The sequence below is a fragment of the Loigolactobacillus backii genome, assembly GCF_001663675.1.
GTDB classification, from domain to species: domain Bacteria; phylum Bacillota; class Bacilli; order Lactobacillales; family Lactobacillaceae; genus Loigolactobacillus; species Loigolactobacillus backii.
The window spans coordinates 963,063-982,417 of record NZ_CP014873.1 but is presented as its reverse complement, the minus strand read 5'-3'; the positions used below and the strand labels follow the sequence as shown (position 1 = coordinate 982,417).

Genomic DNA, 19,355 nt, shown 5'->3' with positions numbered 1-19,355 from the left:
ATGCCCTTTGCTCTAAAAGCGGCTATAATGAATTAAAAGCAAAGGAAGTGTAGCTATGCAGCAACAGCGTGTTTTACAGTTAGACGGTGGCGTTAATTTTCGCGAGCTTGGTGGTTATGAAACAATCAACCGGTGCCAGGTCAAATGGCAGAAGATTTTACGATCAGGTAGTTTAAGGGACCTTACAGCTAAGGATCTTGCTTTCCTCAAACAGTACGGTCTACACTATGATATTGATTTACGTTCGGCTGGCGAAATTGACATGTTTCCTGATCGTTTACCGGACACAACCAACTATGAAGCAGCACCAGTTTACCCTTTTACCGATCAAAACAGCTTGCAAGGATTAAATGTTGAGTTAGCAGATTCGTCCTTTGGCTTTTTTTCCCAAACTTATCAGCAAATGATCGTTGACCCCCACGCTCAGCTGGCCTGGCGTAAATTATTTGCGGCGATGCTGGCCACACCAACCGATAAAAAGAGCGTGGTCTTCCACTGTGCAGCCGGTAAAGATCGTACTGGTGCCGGTGCCATGCTTGTTTTGGCCGCTTTACAAGTTAAGCCGGAAATCATTAAGCGCGATTATTTGCTGACCAACATGATTTTTAGTACTGACAATGTCAATAGCATCGACCAAATTGTCGCCAAAAACGCCAGTGAAGATATGACCAACCGAATGAACCAAGTATTAACCGTAGAAGACGCTAACTTTGATGCAGTTTTTGCTACGATTAAGGCCCTTTCGGGAGACACTGAACACTACTTGCAAAATGAATTGAAATTCTCTAGGCAGGACATTAAAGATTTGCGGCGCCTTTATTTAACTGACTAGCATTTTTAGGGAGTGTACTTACCCTAAAATTGACAGCATCTAAATAGACAGTAACCACTTTACACATGGTTACTGTCTATTTAGCTTTAAACTAGGGAGTATTTGGAAGAACGATCAGATTCCGCGCATTTACCTAACCTTAATTTCGCGGTTCCCAATTACCTTTAAACAAATCACGACGTAGTTCACTTTCGTCCAAAGTTGGTTTTTGCTTAAAGCCGTTAAATGGCTCAATATTGCGTAACGCTCGTTTTTGATAACGCTGAGCCATTTTTAATGCATACTCCGTCAAAGAGCCGTTATGCATTTGCCCAACTAAGTTAGCCGCCGGCGTATGCTCCGGGTTATCTAAACGATCCCGCATTACATCCATAACTTCCTGGTATTCAGGACCCCACTGAACTTGATCACCAAACAATTGTAATTGATCTAAAAATTCTTGGGCCTGCGCTTGATAAACTGTTGGTTCGTTTGGTATTTCCAAAGCAACCGTTTCAAGCATTTCGGCCGATTTTTTCATAACTTTATTTACTTGACCAGTAGCAATTCCTGGTGACATCATGAAGTAACTCATTAAAATACGAATAAAGCGCACCGTTTCCGTTCGGATACCCACAGAAGTGGTTGGATCCAAATCTAACATTCGCAATTCTAAGTAATCAACGCCCTTTTTAGGCACATCGGCCAATTTGCCAGTCCCTTTTAGCCTAACGCTACCATGATATTCGCTTTCAGATAGTAAGCGATCCGAAGCGACAGCGTCCGTAATTACCTGAACGTACTTAGCAACTGATGTATAATCACCAACAAACTCATAATAAAAGCCGTAATGACTGCTACGTAAACTGCGAACGGGATGTTCCGGCTGAGCCTTATCCGCACTAAAATAATTAGCCTCAGCAATTGGACTAGCCCCAAATAAGTAAATGAGTAACCACCGATAACGCATAAATTGTTGTGCTACCTTTACGTATATTGCGTTAACAACTTCCGTTCGATTTTTAAATCGATCCGCAACTTCTGGATAAACGATATCAAAAATGCGTTGATCAATGCTTAGATTGATGTGCACCCCACTCGGTAGTCCATTGGTAAAGCCGTAACGTTTGGCCACTGCTTCTAAATATTTTTTCTTTTTAGGTTCAGTGGCCGCTATTGAAATATTTGTCTTATCCTTCGGCAAAACTGGTGGCATTGACAACGGCCACAGTAGTTCAGTCGGTTGTAAAGCATTACGTAGTGTATTATTTAACGCCAACAGGTAATTCATTGCCGAGACCGAATGCGCAATCGGAGGCGTAATAACTTCTGACTGTGTTTGGACGAAATCATTTTTGATAAATTGATTTTCCGCCTGATCACCGAGATTATTTGGGTAAGGTTCCTTACTCAATCGGCCATTTTCATCAATTCGGTGCATTTCGACTTCAATTCCCATTGTAAAATCACTTGATCGCGAAACGAGCTCCTGATCAAAAATTGCTTTTCCAACGCTGTCGAACATCTGATCACCTCCAGAAAGGTTCTGCCCATTTTTATCTAAATCCTATTTTAACAAGGATTAATACTAAAATCCTAATCATTTGCTGTCCAAAAATAGCGCCAAATAAAGTCGATTTTTCTAATACTTTACTTGCCACTACGTTTATTTATAGGAGTGGGACAAAAGTCGGTTTTGGGTTCACTGCGTAACGTAAGCTAATTCAGACTTTTGGCCCACGTTCTAGACTAATGCTCGGAAACAGTACGCGGCTAGGAGTCTTGTCCCGTTCCCTCCACCGACCAGCAACATTTTTTTCGGGCCAAAGTAAAATTTAAACACGCTTTAATAGGCGTATTCATCGTAAACCAATTCAACGAGGCTTTTTCGTGGTGCAAAATTAATTGTAACGACAGGCTGACCTAAAATTTTGTCGTACTCAGTTAATACTTCTTCAGGTAATGGCGTTACTTCACGTAAAGTTGTGATCAATTCGGTACTAGAATGAATTTGCTCTAAATCAACAAACATCCGCGTCTTAGTGACAACGTCCGTCAATAAATCCGTTAGAACACTATTAGGCTTACCATCTCTTTGTGTCATCACAACTTGATGTGTGTCCAACTGATCGTGATTGATCCGAATTATTTTTAGTACATCAAACACAGTTAGCATGCTGATTTCCTCCTTAATTCTCCTAGCGCAGCTTAAGTGGCCAAATAATGCTTTGTATTATAAGCGTTCTCTGGCCAGTTCACAACTTGAATCCATTTTGAAGCATTCCCAATCAAACACTTTAAAAGGTGCGCCAAAACCGGTTTTTATCCCACTTCCAAATAAAATTTAGTCGTTACTACCTAAATCATATTGCATTACTTGGCGATCATTCAACGGCTGTAAAGTTCGGTTATTCGTTTTTGGAAAAAATTGTTGGTAGCGTTCTAACTGTTCTTGTGAAATCGTAAAAGGCTTTTCCGCTACGTACCATTCCACACCCTCGATTAATGGTGGTGTCGTCAATGAACCAACGTAATGATAAATCAGGCCTGTTGTTGGTAAGAGCGAGGTTACCAAAATAGTTTCTGCAAACGTTGTTAATTTGCCAGTTTCGTATTGCGCAAGGATTTGTTCAAATTGCGGATTAGGGCGGCCAATAACAGCACTGACAGCAACAACGGCTGTTTTACCAATAGCATCGGTGTGGACAAAGTGCCATTCCATGGCCCGTAACTCACCGTTAATTGTGTGTTCAGCTGGCGCGTGAAAATGCAGTTGAACTAAATGAAATAAACGTTGGTCTAGCCGCGCGTGTCCCTGCCCGTGTAGTAATAAATTATTGCCATTATCACAGACATCTTGAACATAGTAAGGTCCCTGCCATTCTAAAAAATCGGCGGCCTCCAAAATATTTTGGGGTACCGTTTCTAGAGCAATTGGTGATTGTTGTTTTCCCGCACCATAAGCCCACTGCGATTGCGCTTGATAATCTAATTTGTTCATTTGCTCACTCTTCTTCACCTTAATTTTCACCATTTAATCCTTCATTGCTCTTAGTATAAGAGAATTCCCAATTATTGCCAACTTACAACCCTAATTTTATTGTTATGGTCGTTTAATGAAAATTGAACGTTTAACAAAACATTTTCGCTAATTGTTCTTGAATACTTGAAATATATCATTTTAATAGTATTATAGAACTTGTTCATCCGATTAAACACGAACAATATTTATTAATACGCCTTTATTCTTAACTAATCAAGTGAAAAGGGAGATTAAGCATGCAATACATTTCGAATTATTTCAAGTTAGATGAATTGGGAACAAACGTCCGCCGGGAAGTACTTGCAGGTTTCACAACATTCATTTCAATGGCCTACATATTATTTGTTAATCCTAGTGTCCTAGGCGCCTCAGGAATGGATAAGGGTGCGGTATTCACCGCTACTGCCCTAGCCAGTTCACTTGGTTGTTTATTAATGGGAATTTTGGCCAAGTACCCAATCGCAATCGCTCCTGGTCTTGGAGTCAATGCCTTCTTCACTTATTCAGTCGTTATTGGAATGAAAATCCCCTGGCAAACTGCACTAGCCGGAGTTTTTGTTGCTTCAATCATTTTTATGATTATCACAGTCTTTAAACTGCGTGAAGCGATTATTAATGCTATTCCACACAATCTTAAATTAGCAATTGCGGCTGGTATTGGTCTCTTCATTGCCTTCATTGGTTTACACGATGGTGGCCTAATTGTCGCCAACAAATCAACAGTTGTTGGTTTAGGCTCGCTAAACGTTAGCACCACTTGGCTGACCATTTTCGGCCTAATCGTTACCGCAATTCTGATGACGCGAAAAGTTCCTGGTGCCATTTTTATCGGGATGGTTTTAACGTCAGTGCTCGGCTTAATAACTGGCTTAATTCATTTACCCAGTGCAATTATCTCCAGCGCACCAAGCATGCACCCAACTTTCATGGTTGCTTTAACCCACGTTGGGGAAATCAATTCATTGCAACTGGTCGTCGTGGTGCTCACCTTCCTGCTAGTAACCTTCTTTGATACTGCAGGTACACTAGTCGGATTAGCCGAACAGGCTGGTTTTATGAAGGACAATAAAATGCCCCGAGTTGGTCGTGCCTTGTTGGCCGATTCATCCTCAATGTTAGTTGGTTCCCTGCTTGGAACTTCACCAACTTCAGCTTACGTAGAATCTTCGGCCGGCATTGCAGTTGGTGGTCGTTCTGGTCTCACCGCCGTAGTTACTGGCTTACTCTTCATTGTTGGTCTTTTCTTCTCGCCACTCTTATCCGTTGTTACTAGTCAAGTAACGGCGCCAGCATTAATTATCGTTGGTGTATTAATGGCCCAATCATTGAAACAAATCGATTGGCAACAATTAGAAATTGCTATTCCAGCATTTCTAATTGTGTTGGGCATGCCCCTCACTTACAGTATTTCTGATGGTATTGCTTTAGGCTTCATCATGTACCCCATCACCATGATCGCCGCCGGTCGCCGCAAAGAAGTCCACCCTTTAATGTACGGCCTGTTCTTTGTCTTTCTGATCTTCTTATGGATTTTAAACGTTAACTAAAAGAATAAACGACAAAAAGGAGGCTAGGACAAAAGTCCTAGCCTCCTATTTTTCCGAACATTACGCTAAAGCGTGCGCCAAAAGTCTAGGTTCACGTGCCTAAAATTTAATAATCATAGTGCGGTTATTAGATTAGTTTACATTGCGCAGTATACTCAAAACGACCTTTGTTCCAGCCTGCTTTTTTCGGTTTTAAATATTTATAAACAAAACATATTTCTAGTCCTTTTCAAGCGGCTTAGCTTCGGCAATCACAATATCCTTCATTTTACGGATCTTATGGTGCCGCGCGGCCTCAATCTTTTCTTTACTCAGGCGCGTTACTTCGCCAAGTGTTTGTTCATTTAATAATTGATTCACTACAAAATCGATTTCGTCCGTCCGAATATTACGTGTTGTGTTTGTTAGAATAACGTCAATTCGACGGAAACTATCGACATAATAAACACTGGTATTGCCAAGCGTATACTTACGAAAATAACGGATTGCTGTGTTTCCATACAGGTACGAAATCGTATTCGGAATCATCTTACGCAAGCTAACGTTAACCTTGATTGGAACTTCAATTAATTTCACTGTCGATAACCTCTTTCTTTTTTATTTTATACTAATTATTTTAGCGAATAAGCAGTGTAAATTCGATCATTTTGCTTAAAGGCGTACTGAAAAAATGGTCTCTCACCCTAATCTGCCTGCCTATTTCAAGCAATTAACCACATCCATCATTGCCTACTTTTTAAAATGACTAAACTTATAGTACGCTTATTTTAGGCAAAATACTGCCTATATTTTACTTGTGAAAAAAATAAAATTAGACTAACAATTAATAAATTACGGATCAGGTTATTCGGTAGCGACGGGCGTGTTATTTCACCTAAAAAGGATTAAAATAGTGTTATTTGCTATTTACCGCTTAAAATTAAGCTTAATTATTTGGAGGAACTTTTTTGATTACATTAAAATCATCACGAGAAATTGAAGGTATGCGTAAATCTGGCGCTATTCTTGCCGGTGTTCACTTGGGTCTCCGTAACTTAATTAGGCCTGGCCTATCAACTTGGGAAATTGAAAAATTTGCGCGCCAGTATATTGAATCACACGGCGCCGTGGCTTCACAAATTGGCTTTGATGGTTACAAATACGCAACTTGTATTAGTGTTAACAGCGAAGTTGCCCATGGCATTCCCCGGCGCGGCCTGAACCTAAAAAATGGTGATATTGTCAAAGTTGATATGTGTGTTGAATACGATGGTTACCAAAGTGATTCCTGCTGGACCTACGCCGTTGGCAAAGTTTCGGCCGAAATTCAAAAATTAATGGGCGTGACTAAAAAGGCCCTTTACCTCGGGATTGATCAAGCAGTGATTGGTAATCGCATTGGCGACATTGGCCACGCCATTCAAACTTATGCCGAGGATGAAAATGGCTTTGGTGATATTCGAACCCTCATCGGTCATGGGATTCAGCCATCTATCCACGAAGAACCCGCAATTCCCCACTATGGCGAGGCAGGTCGTGGACTTCGTTTACGTGAAGGAATGACAATCACAATCGAGCCAATGATTGTGACTGGATCATGGCAGCTAGCAACCAAAGTCGTTCCTCACGACACTTGGCGCTACTACGTTACAGCGGACGGTTCCCCGGCGGCGCAGTATGAACACACCTTGGCGATTACTAAAGACGGCCCTAAAATTTTAACTTCACAGGATTCCAAAGCCGACGTTAAATACTTGTAACAATCCAGATAAGGCTGGGACGAACCAAATGTGTTTTTTAAACAGAATCCTTTGGTTTTACCTTAAAAAATTTAAATCGACTAGGCGCGCCGCAAAAAAGATAAGCAGTGCTAAATCTTTTTTGCAGTAATCCCTTTCCTAACTTGCTTTCATTATTTTTCATTAAAAATGGCCCTTGACAATCGGGAACGTATGTTTGTATGATGGAACTACTAATTTGAATAAAGGAAGCCTGATTGCAATGATGAAATCTGAAACGACACCTAACGCGATCTACATTACTGCCACTACTTACATTAATTTAATTCCCGGCGCTACCTACGACTTAGAAGTGCTCGAGAAACAACCTACGGAGCAGCCAAGCCGTTTTATTGGTAAGATGAACTATAAATACCACCATGATAATTTTGCTTCATTTATTTTTAGAATATTTCCGCGCATCACAATGCTTGAGATACATAATTTGCAAAAAGAAATTAATCGTTTTATCCCTTAATACCACTAATCGCCTTTGTTAGGCGATTTTTTAAATTTATTAACTGCCATTAAATAACTGACAGTTATGGAAAGGTCGCGTTATTTTGAAACCAGCAACTCGCAATAATCAGGCAACAACTAAATTAAGTCCATTAAAACCATTATCACCAAAACAACAACAATTGAAACAGCAGGCACTGACCTTTTGCCAGCAACACTTACACGATGATAAAACCGCCCTATTTGTAATTACTGGTGATGCTGGCACTGGTAAAAGTGTTGTCCTTAGTTCTCTGTTCAATGATCTACAAAAGGCCAGTCACCAACCAACAGATTACTTGTACCGCACTAACAACTACCTACTAGTAAATCACCCTGAAATGTTAAAAATCTATAAGCAAATTGCGGCAGATTTCCCTTATTTGCGAAAAAAAGATTTTGCTAAACCAACTCCCTTTATCAATCAAATGGCAAAGTCACAGGAAAGGGCCGACATCACTTTAGTAGATGAAGCCCATTTATTATTAACTAAGCCTGATCGCTACAATCAATTTCGGCAAAATAATCAATTAACGGAAATCATTAAGCATAGCCACGTTGTTATTTTGGTCTTCGATCCTGATCAAGTTTTAAAAATGAAAAGTTACTGGAATCAGCAGATGTTGCAGCAAATTTTAAGAACACACACTCACCAGATTTACCACCTTGATCAGCAATTTCGTGTGGCCGCCAATACCAGTGTTTTACGCTGGATTGATGGTTTTGCAAAACAGCAAAAATTGCTGGCACTTCCGCAAGATCCTAATTATGATTTTCGTATTTTTTCCGATGCCAATCAACTCTACCAAACATTAAAGCAACGTGATCATCAAACTCATCTGGCCCGCTTAGTTGCGACTGCCGACTTTCCTTATAAATTAGATGGAAAAACTTACTACGTGGCCACAAAGCACTTTAAAGTGCCGTGGGATAAAAATATGGACCCAATCATTCCTTGGGCCGAACGTCCCGAAACAATTAATGAAGTCGGTTCGATTTACACCATTCAGGGTTTTGATTTAAACTACGTCGGTGTTATTTTAGGTCCCTCTGTTTCCTTTGATCCAGCCAAGAACCAACTTTTAATTCGGCCAGAGTACTACCAGGATCACGAGGCCTTTAAACGGCGGGCGGATTTTACTGATCAAAAACAGATTCAGCAAACACAACAAAAAATTATTTTAAACTCAATTAACGTTTTAATGAAACGTGGTGTTCACGGACTCTACCTTTACGCCTGTGATCCATTACTCCACCAGGCCTTAGCCGAATTAACCTAATATTATGACTTTCCGAGCTGATCCTAGTACAACGTAGCAACTATATTTAAAAATATTAGCTAGTTTTCAGAACGCCAAAACTTAACTGGAACAAGCCAGAACAGGTGAGATTCTATTCCGGGGCGCAGTGGAACATTTAAGCGTTATTTGTGTCTCTGGCAGTTACTGTCAACCAGTTATTGCGTTGCAAGTAGGTGATGGCCGCCTTTGTCATTGTTGATGGCTAATTAAAGGCACCGCTAAGTTGCGCAGCATTAAACCTACTCAATTGGATTAACTAAACGATTAAATTAATCAATAATCAAAGCTCAACCACTGCCAAGGTGGAATGGAACCTAACTACATTTATTCACGTGTAATTAAGTAGCCAAGCAGCACAAGCATTATTTTTAATAGCAATATAATTTAAATATGAGCGCTACACTCCACTAAAGCACATTTAAAAAGATACCAACATTCAACGGTTAGATCACTAAAAAGCTTCCGGTAAGTCAGAAATATCGCTGACTTACCGGAAGCTTTTTAGGTTACCTGAATGCGTAAATTAGTTGGTACTTTATTTTGCGCGCTGACCGTAGCCCCGCTTAGATTTATACCCTGCGGCCAAGATTTTACGCATATCCGCAATGTGTCGTTTCTTTGTCGCTTCAGCCTTTGCACCGTAAATGTAACGGGCCCATTCACGTTGGTAGCCTGGCGTCAGATCATCAAAAAAAGTTTTCAAACTTTCCTCATCCGCTAACAACTCCGCAACACGGGGAATATCAACTTCATAATCGCTTAACGCTTTTTTATCAGCCAAATAAGTCACTCCCCTCATACAGATTAGTTTTAGAATAACAAATTTAATTTGCTTTGAATATCTATATTTAATTTAACTTGCTATAACTTGCACCCTCTGCCGTAGAACTGTAGCATAAAATTAAACACATTTTAAAAAGAGGGAAAATCATGGCGTTAGCTTTTAATTTAATTACTGATAATAAAGAACGGTATTTACCTTACTTGATTCTAGCCGTCGAGGACGAAACAACTATAACAACCTATCTAAATCAAGGTGATCTATTTGCTTTACAATTAGATGATTTAACAATCGGCGTGGCGCTTTTTGTTCCCCAAAACGACCACACAATCGAGCTAAAGAACTTAGCTATCATTGCCAATAAACGGGGCCAGGGTTTCGGGCAATATACTTTGCGCCACTTTTTCAGCTACTACCAACAACATGGTTACCAAACATTATTAGTTGGTACCGCTAATTCGAGCCTTAAAAATATTGCTTTTTATCAAAAAATGGGGATGCGCCTATACGCAATTAAAGCCGACTACTTTTCAACGCACCAACAGCCTAGCATTGAAAATGGTATCCCAACCTTGGATCTATTAATGTTTAAAAAAAGTCTTGCTGCGGCCGACTAACTCTATTAAATGGCCACAACTGCTTTTTTAGCGAATTTGAATTCCTCGTTTAAAACTCTTCCAGAAACCGACGTTATCCGTTTGAAGCATTAAACCTGAGTAAATACCGCCAACGTAATAAGTTAGTCCCGCAATGCTAAGTACCAAAATGATTAAGGAGCCCAGCACCTCCAGGCCACTAACTGAGCCATCGATAACGCGTAATGGCATAAAGAAGGAAGATAAAAAGGGCACGTAGGATAGAATTTTAACCACTAGCAACTCTGCCTGTTTATTTAGAGTTAGCGCCCCAAAGAAACCCAGCATGACTAAATAGAGCGCTGGTTGTGCGGCCTTAGTTGCATCTTCTGGTCGCGTTACCAGTGCACCAGATAAGGCCGCCAAAATAGTGAAAATAACAACCCCTAACAACACATAGAGTAAATTGACCGAAAAGAAATTCTTTAAAACTTGATCAATTAAATCACGGTATTGTTGAAAAAGCGTTTTGGTGATTGCTAAATGGGGTGCTAACCCGTAAAGCGCAAATCCACCAACTAAATAGATGGCAATCTGAGTAACGATGACACCAAAAACACCTAACATCTTTCCGTAAAAATACTTGCGGGCAGTAGTACTAGAAAAAATGATTTCCATAATCTTTGTACCCTTCTCGGAAGCAATTTCCTGTGCCGTTGTAGACGTGTACGTCACTAAAATAAAGTACATTAGGAAAAGCAACACCCAAAATGAAACCAACTTTGCTAGATCAGTAGTGGATTCACCTTTTTCAACTTTTTCTTGAATTTGCGGTAACTGATTTAGCTGGTGCAATTGGCGGCTAGTTAAATTAGCCGCTTGTTGATTCAAATGTTGTTGTTTCTGGATTACAAATTGCTGCAATGCCTGCTTAGCGGAACTTTCTAACTGTTTTGTACCATGATATGTCACTTGGATTTGATTGTTTTCTGTTTTCAAAACCAAATAACCCTGAATTTTATTTTGTTGTAGTGCTTGCTTGGCCGTTGGTAAAGTAGCGTGTTTACCGGTTGTCTGAAGTGTATTGCTTTGAATAAATTCCTGGCGTAAGTTTGAATCATTGGCAACCACTGCAATCGTATTCCTAGCTTGGCTAGTACTGGCCGATAAATAACCAACCCCAAACGATAATAATATAAAAAGAAACGGTGACAAAACTAGAATCAAGAAGCTCCACGACTTAACCTGTCGTGCGTATGTTTCACCAGCAACAATTCCTGTTTTAGTCATCAGTGGCACCTGCTTTCATTCTAAAAATTTCGTCTAAAGTTGGCGGTTGTTGATCAAACGTTTGAATATAGTGCCCCTGCGTTAACGCCGTAAAAATTTCCGGGCCAGCACTTTCAGTATCCAGCGTCAACCGATAAGTTCCCGCCCGAGTCAGTGCTACCTGAATAACGTGGGGTAACGCCGCTAACCTTTCTGTTGACCAATCCGTCTTAACGAATAAGCGATTACGACCAAACTGCTCCCGAACAGCCTGTAAATCACCGGTTAGTACCACCTTGCCCTGTTTCAACATCAAAACTTGATCGCAAAGATCTTCCACGTTGCTCATATCGTGATCGGAAAAAATAATTGTCGCACCTGCTTGCTTGGCCTCTAGAATTGCCTGCTTCAACAAATCAGCGTTGACTGGATCTAGTCCGCTAAAAGGTTCATCCAGAATAATTAACTTAGGTTGGTGGAGCAACGTACAAATCAACTGAATTTTCTGTTGATTTCCTTTAGATAAACTTTTGATCTTATCCTTTTTATCACCTTTAACCGCAAAACGTTCTAGCCACTTTGGTATTTGGCGGTCGATATCTGCCGTCTGGTACCCTTTTAATCGAGCCAAGTAACGTATCTGTTGCTGAACCGTTAGTTTGGGCATCAAACTACGCTCTTCCGGTAAATAACCGATGATATTGTAGTCTTTTTCAGTTAGTGCCTGACCATTCCAGCTTATTGTGCCAGTAAATTGAATGAAATTAAGAATACTGTGAAAAGTGGTTGATTTACCAGCACCATTTTGGCCAATCAACCCCAATATTTGACCATCCTGAGCTTTAAAACTGACCTGTTTTAAAACTTGGGCACTACCAAATGATTTGCTTAAATTTGTCACCTCTAACACAAAAGTCACCTCCAAGTTGTCCTTACCTGCCAAATTTTACGCTCTCATTTTAGAGAAAGCTAATCTTTTATCCGCAAAAGCTGCTTGCTAAACACGTTTAGGTTAAATTAATCAGAAAAGAACCCACACCAATATTGTTTAAACATCCATCCTGCCTTAGACAACAAAAAAGGATGAGGAACTAACCCTCATCCTTAAGCCATGCTCAAATTATGCGTCAGCGGGGAATCGAACCCCGATCGTAAGGACCGAAATCTCACGTGCTATCCATTACACTACCGACGCGTATAGTATTATCATACTGATATTCGATTTCAAATTCAAGTTTTAGTTTAAAACTTACGTATCATTTCGACCTAACACCAGCTATTTCTAAGCAAACATCGACAAGGAGGGTATTAAAATGGCTTACGAACAAATTAATCTATTTGGTGAACCTGAACGGCCAAAAAAACCCCAACAGCCCAGTCCTGAACGGCTGCGTTATAATCAAGGACCTGCTGTGGAGGCCTACCAAAGACAATGGGGGACAGCAACCCACGATGATGTACTGCTCTTTCAATTACTTGCAGTTGGTATGTTTCAATCAGGGTTAACCTGGTGGGAGGCTGCCGGGAAACGTGATGTTTTTCGCCGAAATTTTTGTAAAATGGTACCTACTGAAGTCGCCAAAATGACAAGCACTGATATTGAAAAAGCTTTAGTCGCTCCCGGGATGATACCCGATCGACGGAAAGCATACGCTTTGGTTACTAACGCCCAAGCCTTCCACCAAGTCCAATCCGAATTTGGCAGCTTCGCCACGTATCTTTGGGGATTTGTTAACAACCAACCAATTGTTAACACTTATCAGCAAGATGATGATATTCCAACAACCTCACCAATTGCCGAGAAAGTCGCCCGTGATCTCAAACAGTGGGGGTTTAAATACGTTGGTCCAATTGTCACAACTATGTTTTTACGTGCAAGCGGCCTGATTATCGATCAAGTTCTACCATTTAATCGCTAGGTTTTAGCTAGCAACTATTTGAAAAAAAGTTTAGCTTCTACTTTGCAGCAGTTCAATGCCATTAAATAAGCGCACAATTGCCCAGAATAAATCCGGCAATTGTGCGCTATTTAGTGTTACTAACGTGCTTCTTCTTGTTGCATTGCTGCCTGGCCTAGTAAATTTAAATAATTAAATGGTCGATCATCATACGGTGAAAATAGCATGTCAACAAATGCTAAATCTTCAATGGTATTTTTATTTTGAATACAAACTGATAATAGATTGGCCGATTGAGCTATGTCGTATTTGCTAACTAATTGACCACCTAATATTCGGTGATCATTTTGATCGTAAACTAAACGCATTTCCACCGGTGTAGTCGATTCCATAAATTCCGGTCGATAATTATCCGTTAGATCAACCGCCGCTGCCGTAAAGCCGTGCTTTTGCGCCCGTTCTAAGGTTAGGCCAGTTGATGCAACAGTTTTCCCGTACAAATGTAAGGCTGAGGTAGCCTGGGTACCTAAATACTTTAGTGTTGGCTTAAAAATATTTCTTCCAACTAAGGCACCTTGCCGAACTGCATTAGTTGCCAGTGGTGTGTACGCATCAGTTTGGGTTGGGTTAAAGTGAACGGCAACCGAATCACCTGCCGCAAAGATATCTGGATCAGATGTTTGCATATAATCATTAACATGAATTGCACCATCTTTTGTCAGCTCAACTTGGCCCTCTAATAAATCGGTCTGCGGGCGAAAACCAACACAAACTACCGCTAAATCCGCTTCACGTTCTGCCTTATTCGTTTTAATGTAAATATGTTGATCATCACTATCAAAAGTGTGTGCAACCTCATTTAAATAGAGTTGAACACCATGCTGTTTCATGTCTGCTTCAACTTCTTTAGCAAACGGTACATCAACGTAATGACTTAAAGGTCGGTGCAGCCCATTAATCAGCATAACATCGTGACCAGTCCGACTATAGGCCTCAACAAGCTCAACACCAACGTATCCTCCGCCGATAATTGCAATTCGTTTAGCCGACTTAGCCGTCTGGTAAATTTGCTTGGCATCCTCGTAATCTTTACACATTAAAATTCCGGGCAAACTAACACCTTCGATTGGCGGCACAACTGGTACCGAACCAGTTGCCATTACTAATTTATCATAAGTATCCTGGTATTTAATCCCTGTTTGTAGCTCTTCAACTCGAAGTGTTTTATGCTTAGTGTCAATAGCATAAACATCACAGTTAGTCCGTACTTTAGCGCCTAACTGCTCTAAATCCTCTGGCGTTGCGTAAAACATTTCTTCCAATGATTTAACTTTGCCACTAAGATAAAGCGAAATGCCACAAGATAAGAATGAAATATCTTGGTGGCGCTCGTAAACGGTTACTTCTGTATTTGGAGAACTAGCCAATATTTGTTTAGCGGCGGCCGTACCAGCATGGGTACAGCCAACAATAACAACTTTCATGTAAATTTTCTCCCGTCCTTTGACTGGCACTATTGATTCTAATTTGATTCTACTTCATAAAAACAAGACGTCAACTATAACCAACTGGTTTCCCTTCTTAACAAGGGAGCTACTAAGTAAACTAAACCTTACAACAATAAATTTACTTTCTATTGTCATCCAGAAGTCGGACGCATAGAATGAGTAAAATAATAGGAGGAGGCAATTACATGTTAGATGATCGGTTATTAGGGCAAACTTTTCAATTAACAACAAGTGATTTACAAGGCGTTATCGAATTTTACGGGATTTGGTACCATTATCTCGTGGAAGATACCGCCACTGCTGGTGATACCGTCACAATTGTTCGCGTTACTCCTTTATTATTGTACGTTCGTAAACAGGAGACCAACTTAGAGTACTAGCTTGTCACTCAAAAGCTACCGTTATTAATAATTATCGGCTCAATTTTTAGCCAGTACCTAATCTAAATTCCAATTTACATTTACCATCTATAATCGTTAATTATAAAACAATAATTAGACGTTTTTTAGCCTATTTGTTAATTACTACACTATCTTAACTAATCAACTTAAGGTACACTATGTGGGAACCTTGTTAGTAGAATATGTCTTAAAAGGTGTTCAAATTTGACTGCGTAATTTTAATCAATTATTTGGTGAAAAAAGCATAAATTAGCTGTCGACTAGTCAGGCTAGCAAATCGGACAGCAGTACTTTTAGGAAATATTTAGGTCAATTTTTAGGTGTAGAACTTTTGTAAAAAATGATTTCAGAACACGAGCGTGATAAAAAAATTGATTTTTGGTTTACGTGCGTAACGAAGGCTAATTTCAATAACCAGCACTATAGTCATTAGCTTAGCAGGCACATGGACCCCGCGACCTTAGCGCATGGTCTAAAGTAGTAAGCGGCTAGGGGTTTTTGTTCTAGTCTCTATTCTGAAAGATTTTTAGATAAATAGGTTTCATTGTATTAAAAAGGAGGAAATTGATTATGTTTGGTTGGATCATTGGGGTTATCGTTTTAGTTGTACTTATTTTATTTGGGATACTTTTCTTTTCTACTTTTGCTATTATTCATACCGGTGAGGTTGGCATCGTTGAACGACTTGGTGTTTACGTGCGTACATTAGAACCAGGCTTCCACGTTGTCTTACCAATAATTTACCGAATTACACAGATTGTCAATATGAAACAAATCCCCTTAAAAGTGGAAGAACAAGAAGTTATTACTAAGGATAACGTTGTTGTTAAGATTTCTGAAACCCTGAAATACCACATTACTGACGTCAATGCTTATGTTTATAAAAATAAGAATTCCGTTTTGAGTATGGTTCAGGATACTCGGGCTAACCTTCGTGGCATCATCGGCAACATGGATTTAAATGATGTTTTAAATGGAACCGAGAAGATTAATACCACTTTATTCCAACAAATTGCGTCAACTACAGCCGGTTACGGCCTAAACGTTGATCGGGTCAACATTGATTCGATTAAGGTTGACGGCGATATTCAAGAATCAATGAATAAATTACTCCGTGCTTCTCGTGAAAAACAGGCCAATATCACCGAGGCTGAAGGTTACAAACAAGCGGCAATTGCTAAAGCTGAAGGTCAAAAACAAAGTACCATTCTTGAGGCCGAAGCCAATAAACAAACGCAAGTCCTTGAGGCTCAAGGTAAGGCCGAAAGTCAACGGTTGGTCGCTGAATCTGTCCGTGATCAAATCAACCAAATTAATTCGGCCTTAGCCAATAACGGTGAATTATTCCTTCAATATAAGAATGTCGAAGCCATGGAACAAGTTGCCGCCGGACAAAATAATACCATTGTTTTACCTAACAAATCACTTGATAGCCTAGGCACTATTCCAGCAATTGGTAAGGTGCTAACGGGTAGTAAAGTTGCTAAGTCTAACGATGAAGACGTTAAACTAAATTAATTAATTACGCTAATAAGATCCACAAAGAGGCTGGGACAAAAATCCTAGCCTCTTACTGTTTCCGATCATTACTCTAGAACGTGCGCCAAAATCTACATCACTTACTTGCCCGTACTTTAATGTGGCGATAATCGGCCTCCCAATGATCTTGTTTCCACAAACTGTCCTTCAAATTTTGAACCATATTGTGGATGATCAACGTCTGTTTCGCCTGACTTAATTTAAATAAATCAGTTGCAAAAAATTGTTCAATCCAATTTTTCAAACCAGCAGCGCCACCTGCAAGTACTGTTGGCCGATCATAAACAGTGATCTCCTCAACCTTAAATTGATGGCTACGCAATAAGGTTGCGTAATCAAGCCGCGTCGGGAAAAAGAACGGCGAATGGTATTCCCGGTCTAGTTGTGTAAGTTCATGCTGAAAAGCCTGCTGAATCCGAGCAATATTCCCGGCAGCACCAAATTCACAAATCAGCTGACCATTTGCTTTCAATAAAGTGAAAATATTTTGTAATAGTTTATCTTGATCCTTAATCCAGTGAAAAACTGCGTTAGAAAATACAACATCATATCTTTCTGTTTGCATTACTGGCAGCAAAACATTCTTTATTTGAAGGTCCAATTGCGGAAATTTAGCTCTGGCCTGTTTAATCATATTGGCCGATTGATCAATCCCAACAACCTGATGACCGGCCCGAGCAATCTCATTTGTTAGTGTGCCAGTCCCACAACCAATATCAATAATATGCTGCGGTGTTTTAGGTAATTCGGCCAGCAGATTTTGCCACAAAAGCGTGCTTTGTATCATATTTTTGTGCGTTCCATTCCATCTTAATTCCCTCTTTAAGTTTCAATTAAAAATAGTAAGCAGCTGGGACTTTTGTCTCAGTGAAGTGAACCCCCGGTATTGGACCAAAATCTAATACCGGGGGTTCACTTCACAGCCGCTTACTATTTTCTAGAATATGCGCTAAAAATTTGGATTCACTGCGTAACGTAAACTCCAAACCGACTTTTATCCAACTCCCTTATTTGTTATTCGATTATTTTCTGTTTTGTTTCTGGACCAAAGTACCAGACAACAGCCGCCGCAATTAAAGCAATTCCGCTAATCATAACAAAAATCAACGTGGGACTAAACCAGGTCAAAAATGCAGTTACCGCGTACGGCATGGCAACGGTAAATAATTTTGCAATACCGTTAGCAATGCCGGAACCACGAAAACGAAAAGTAGTTGGAAATAATTCAGCAACGTAGACGGCGACCACGGTGGCCATTAAAACGTAAAAACAACAGGTTAAGAAGAAGCCAACAATCATTACACCGACAGAAGTAGTTTGGTAAGCGTATAGCATGCCAAACACTGCTACTAGAATAAAACTTGGAACGATTACCCATTTTCGACCAATTCGATCAACCAATAAAGTACCGATCGCGGCACCAACTGGCGCACCTAACATCATGATCGTTGAAAATCCAAGTGAGTGAACAACATTAATTCCCCGTTTAATCAATAAAGTTGGCACCCAGGTTGTAAAAGTGTACTGGCAAATAATCGTCGCTGAAACGGCAACAATTGCGACTAGTAAACTAATTCCAAGCCTTGGGGTGTGAACGGCTGGTGCCTTGGCCTGTTCTTCTTGCTCAATTATTGGTTGATTGTCTTCTAATTTTTCAATAATGGCGGCCGCCTGTTCTCGCTTACCGTGTGCGATTAACCAACGTGGGGATTCCGGAATATCGCGGCGTAAAATCCATAACACAATTGCAAAAATTCCGACCATCACGAACATAATCCGCCAGCCAAAACGAGGAATAATCAACGTACACAGCAACATCGTAATCGGTGCACCACAGTTAGCAATTAAGGAAGCAGCCGCACACCAACGTCCCCGTGATTTAATCGGTGCAAATTCATTTAGCATTGAACAGCCCGTTACGATTTCTGAACCAAGCCCAACGCTGCTCATAAACCGACAAAAAATCAAGAAGCTCATATTGGGTGCAAATGCCCCAATAAAAGTAAATCCGCCAAATAAAACAAGATTGACCTGATAGGCCTTGCGCCTGCCTTGCAAATCACCAATAAAACCGGCCAACAACGAGCCAATAAAGAGGCCAAGGAACCCAACTGATAAAAATACTGTGTTTTTCATTAAAGTTGACCAGCCAGATTTCAGGAGAACACTGGCAACACCACTTGCCATGTAAACATCAATGGCGTCCAAAAACATACCTCCAGAAACTAATGCAAAAATTTTATAAAAAAGTGGCGTTGTGCTGGTATGGTCCAGTCGCCGTTCTAAACTCATTGCTTGAGCTGCCATTGAATCTCCTCCTCATTTTATAGGAACACTTTGCGTTGACACGCAAACTAATTATCTTCGGATGATAGCCATTCTCCTAGCGCTTAAACTGCGCACTCGAAACATGGTCCTCCTCATTCT

At 40.3% G+C, this 19,355-nt stretch carries 19 protein-coding genes and 1 tRNA gene; 9 read left to right on the top strand and 11 right to left on the bottom strand.

Features of this window, described 5'->3' with window-relative positions; genetic code table 11:
• Positions 1 to 55: 55 nt before the first annotated feature.
• Positions 56 to 832, top strand: a complete 777-nt coding sequence (locus tag AYR53_RS04190) for a tyrosine-protein phosphatase (RefSeq protein WP_068279113.1) — start codon at positions 56 to 58, stop codon at positions 830 to 832.
• A gap of 139 nt (positions 833 to 971) precedes the next feature.
• Here AYR53_RS04190 and AYR53_RS04185 read toward each other — a convergent pair whose 3' ends face one another.
• The 3 genes from AYR53_RS04185 to AYR53_RS04175 form a co-directional block, all read right to left on the bottom strand.
• Positions 972 to 2,336: a glutamate--cysteine ligase gene (locus AYR53_RS04185; protein WP_068225790.1), complete on the bottom strand. Its 1,365-nt coding sequence runs from the start codon at positions 2,334 to 2,336 to the stop codon at positions 972 to 974.
• A gap of 321 nt (positions 2,337 to 2,657) precedes the next feature.
• Complete coding sequence (locus tag AYR53_RS04180) at positions 2,658 to 2,987, bottom strand: hypothetical protein (RefSeq protein ID WP_068225791.1); 330 nt, start codon at positions 2,985 to 2,987, stop codon at positions 2,658 to 2,660.
• A 168-nt stretch (positions 2,988 to 3,155) separates the two neighbouring features.
• On the bottom strand, positions 3,156 to 3,845 hold the full coding sequence (locus AYR53_RS04175; RefSeq protein ID WP_225359725.1) for a carbonic anhydrase family protein: 690 nt from the start codon (positions 3,843 to 3,845) through the stop codon (positions 3,156 to 3,158).
• 245 nt (positions 3,846 to 4,090) lie between these two features.
• Between AYR53_RS04175 and AYR53_RS04170 the strand changes: the two genes are divergently transcribed.
• Complete coding sequence (locus tag AYR53_RS04170) at positions 4,091 to 5,401, top strand: NCS2 family permease (protein ID WP_068225792.1); 1,311 nt, start codon at positions 4,091 to 4,093, stop codon at positions 5,399 to 5,401.
• Positions 5,402 to 5,620: 219 nt separating this feature from the next.
• Here AYR53_RS04170 and AYR53_RS04165 read toward each other — a convergent pair whose 3' ends face one another.
• The gene (locus AYR53_RS04165) at positions 5,621 to 5,977 is read right to left on the bottom strand and encodes a DUF1827 family protein (protein ID WP_068225793.1); all 357 of its coding nucleotides are present in this window, start codon (positions 5,975 to 5,977) and stop codon (positions 5,621 to 5,623) included.
• A 371-nt stretch (positions 5,978 to 6,348) separates the two neighbouring features.
• On the opposite strand from AYR53_RS04165, the gene map reads away from it, so the two are divergent.
• The 3 genes from map (at position 6,349) to AYR53_RS04150 (ending at position 8,936) form a co-directional block, all read left to right on the top strand.
• The gene (gene map / locus AYR53_RS04160; RefSeq protein WP_068225794.1) at positions 6,349 to 7,140 is read left to right on the top strand and encodes a type I methionyl aminopeptidase; all 792 of its coding nucleotides are present in this window, start codon (positions 6,349 to 6,351) and stop codon (positions 7,138 to 7,140) included.
• A gap of 241 nt (positions 7,141 to 7,381) precedes the next feature.
• Complete coding sequence (locus tag AYR53_RS04155; protein ID WP_068225795.1) at positions 7,382 to 7,636, top strand: hypothetical protein; 255 nt, start codon at positions 7,382 to 7,384, stop codon at positions 7,634 to 7,636.
• A gap of 85 nt (positions 7,637 to 7,721) precedes the next feature.
• The gene (locus tag AYR53_RS04150; protein ID WP_068225796.1) at positions 7,722 to 8,936 is read left to right on the top strand and encodes a DUF2075 domain-containing protein; all 1,215 of its coding nucleotides are present in this window, start codon (positions 7,722 to 7,724) and stop codon (positions 8,934 to 8,936) included.
• A 556-nt stretch (positions 8,937 to 9,492) separates the two neighbouring features.
• Here AYR53_RS04150 and AYR53_RS04145 read toward each other — a convergent pair.
• A complete protein-coding gene (locus tag AYR53_RS04145) occupies positions 9,493 to 9,756 on the bottom strand; it encodes a YdeI/OmpD-associated family protein (RefSeq protein WP_068225797.1) in 264 nt (87 codons plus the stop codon).
• Between the two features lie 131 nt (positions 9,757 to 9,887).
• Here AYR53_RS04145 and AYR53_RS04140 point away from each other — a divergent pair, with 131 nt between their 5' ends.
• Positions 9,888 to 10,355, top strand: a complete 468-nt coding sequence (locus tag AYR53_RS04140; RefSeq protein ID WP_068225798.1) for a GNAT family N-acetyltransferase — start codon at positions 9,888 to 9,890, stop codon at positions 10,353 to 10,355.
• 27 nt (positions 10,356 to 10,382) lie between these two features.
• On the opposite strand, the gene AYR53_RS04135 is transcribed toward AYR53_RS04140, so the two are convergent.
• From AYR53_RS04135 to AYR53_RS04125, 3 genes are all read right to left on the bottom strand, one after another.
• Complete coding sequence (locus AYR53_RS04135) at positions 10,383 to 11,603, bottom strand: ABC transporter permease (RefSeq protein WP_068279115.1); 1,221 nt, start codon at positions 11,601 to 11,603, stop codon at positions 10,383 to 10,385.
• The gene (locus tag AYR53_RS04130; RefSeq protein ID WP_068225800.1) at positions 11,596 to 12,492 is read right to left on the bottom strand and encodes an ABC transporter ATP-binding protein; all 897 of its coding nucleotides are present in this window, start codon (positions 12,490 to 12,492) and stop codon (positions 11,596 to 11,598) included. Before AYR53_RS04130 ends, AYR53_RS04135 begins: the two co-directional genes overlap by 8 nt.
• A 213-nt stretch (positions 12,493 to 12,705) precedes the next feature.
• Positions 12,706 to 12,777, bottom strand: a tRNA-Arg gene (locus tag AYR53_RS04125).
• Positions 12,778 to 12,895: 118 nt separating this feature from the next.
• Between AYR53_RS04125 and AYR53_RS04120 the strand changes: the two genes are divergently transcribed.
• A complete protein-coding gene (locus tag AYR53_RS04120) occupies positions 12,896 to 13,501 on the top strand; it encodes a DNA-3-methyladenine glycosylase I (protein WP_082918536.1) in 606 nt (201 codons plus the stop codon).
• A gap of 119 nt (positions 13,502 to 13,620) precedes the next feature.
• Here the strand turns inward: AYR53_RS04120 and AYR53_RS04115 are convergent, their stop codons facing one another.
• Positions 13,621 to 14,964, bottom strand: a complete 1,344-nt coding sequence (locus tag AYR53_RS04115; RefSeq protein ID WP_082918537.1) for an FAD-dependent oxidoreductase — start codon at positions 14,962 to 14,964, stop codon at positions 13,621 to 13,623.
• Between the two features lie 209 nt (positions 14,965 to 15,173).
• Between AYR53_RS04115 and AYR53_RS04110 the strand changes: the two genes are divergently transcribed.
• Both AYR53_RS04110 and AYR53_RS04105 read left to right on the top strand, forming a co-directional pair.
• Complete coding sequence (locus tag AYR53_RS04110; RefSeq protein ID WP_068225801.1) at positions 15,174 to 15,368, top strand: hypothetical protein; 195 nt, start codon at positions 15,174 to 15,176, stop codon at positions 15,366 to 15,368.
• Positions 15,369 to 15,959: 591 nt separating this feature from the next.
• The gene (locus AYR53_RS04105) at positions 15,960 to 16,907 is read left to right on the top strand and encodes an SPFH domain-containing protein (RefSeq protein WP_068225802.1); all 948 of its coding nucleotides are present in this window, start codon (positions 15,960 to 15,962) and stop codon (positions 16,905 to 16,907) included.
• 97 nt (positions 16,908 to 17,004) lie between these two features.
• Here AYR53_RS04105 and AYR53_RS04100 read toward each other — a convergent pair whose 3' ends face one another.
• Together AYR53_RS04100 and AYR53_RS04095 are read right to left on the bottom strand one after the other, a co-directional pair.
• Complete coding sequence (locus AYR53_RS04100; protein ID WP_225359724.1) at positions 17,005 to 17,715, bottom strand: class I SAM-dependent methyltransferase; 711 nt, start codon at positions 17,713 to 17,715, stop codon at positions 17,005 to 17,007.
• Positions 17,716 to 17,942: 227 nt separating this feature from the next.
• Positions 17,943 to 19,235 carry an MFS transporter gene (locus tag AYR53_RS04095; RefSeq protein WP_068279118.1) on the bottom strand — a complete coding sequence of 431 codons (1,293 nt, stop codon included), beginning with the start codon at positions 19,233 to 19,235 and terminating at the stop codon, positions 17,943 to 17,945.
• Positions 19,236 to 19,355: the final 120 nt, after the last annotated feature.

Coding starts and splice junctions, on each gene's coding strand:
- AYR53_RS04190 (WP_068279113.1), top strand. CDS start 56: ATGCAGCAACAGCGTGTTTTACAGTTAGACGGTGGCGTTAATTTTCGC.
- AYR53_RS04185 (WP_068225790.1), bottom strand. CDS start 2,336: ATGTTCGACAGCGTTGGAAAAGCAATTTTTGATCAGGAGCTCGTTTCG.
- AYR53_RS04180 (WP_068225791.1), bottom strand. CDS start 2,987: ATGCTAACTGTGTTTGATGTACTAAAAATAATTCGGATCAATCACGAT.
- AYR53_RS04175 (WP_225359725.1), bottom strand. CDS start 3,845: ATGGTGAAAATTAAGGTGAAGAAGAGTGAGCAAATGAACAAATTAGAT.
- AYR53_RS04170 (WP_068225792.1), top strand. CDS start 4,091: ATGCAATACATTTCGAATTATTTCAAGTTAGATGAATTGGGAACAAAC.
- AYR53_RS04155 (WP_068225795.1), top strand. CDS start 7,382: ATGATGAAATCTGAAACGACACCTAACGCGATCTACATTACTGCCACT.
- AYR53_RS04145 (WP_068225797.1), bottom strand. CDS start 9,756: ATGAGGGGAGTGACTTATTTGGCTGATAAAAAAGCGTTAAGCGATTAT.
- AYR53_RS04140 (WP_068225798.1), top strand. CDS start 9,888: ATGGCGTTAGCTTTTAATTTAATTACTGATAATAAAGAACGGTATTTA.
- AYR53_RS04135 (WP_068279115.1), bottom strand. CDS start 11,603: ATGACTAAAACAGGAATTGTTGCTGGTGAAACATACGCACGACAGGTT.
- AYR53_RS04120 (WP_082918536.1), top strand. CDS start 12,896: ATGGCTTACGAACAAATTAATCTATTTGGTGAACCTGAACGGCCAAAA.
- AYR53_RS04115 (WP_082918537.1), bottom strand. CDS start 14,964: ATGAAAGTTGTTATTGTTGGCTGTACCCATGCTGGTACGGCCGCCGCT.
- AYR53_RS04110 (WP_068225801.1), top strand. CDS start 15,174: ATGTTAGATGATCGGTTATTAGGGCAAACTTTTCAATTAACAACAAGT.
- AYR53_RS04105 (WP_068225802.1), top strand. CDS start 15,960: ATGTTTGGTTGGATCATTGGGGTTATCGTTTTAGTTGTACTTATTTTA.
- AYR53_RS04100 (WP_225359724.1), bottom strand. CDS start 17,715: ATGATACAAAGCACGCTTTTGTGGCAAAATCTGCTGGCCGAATTACCT.
- AYR53_RS04095 (WP_068279118.1), bottom strand. CDS start 19,235: ATGGCAGCTCAAGCAATGAGTTTAGAACGGCGACTGGACCATACCAGC.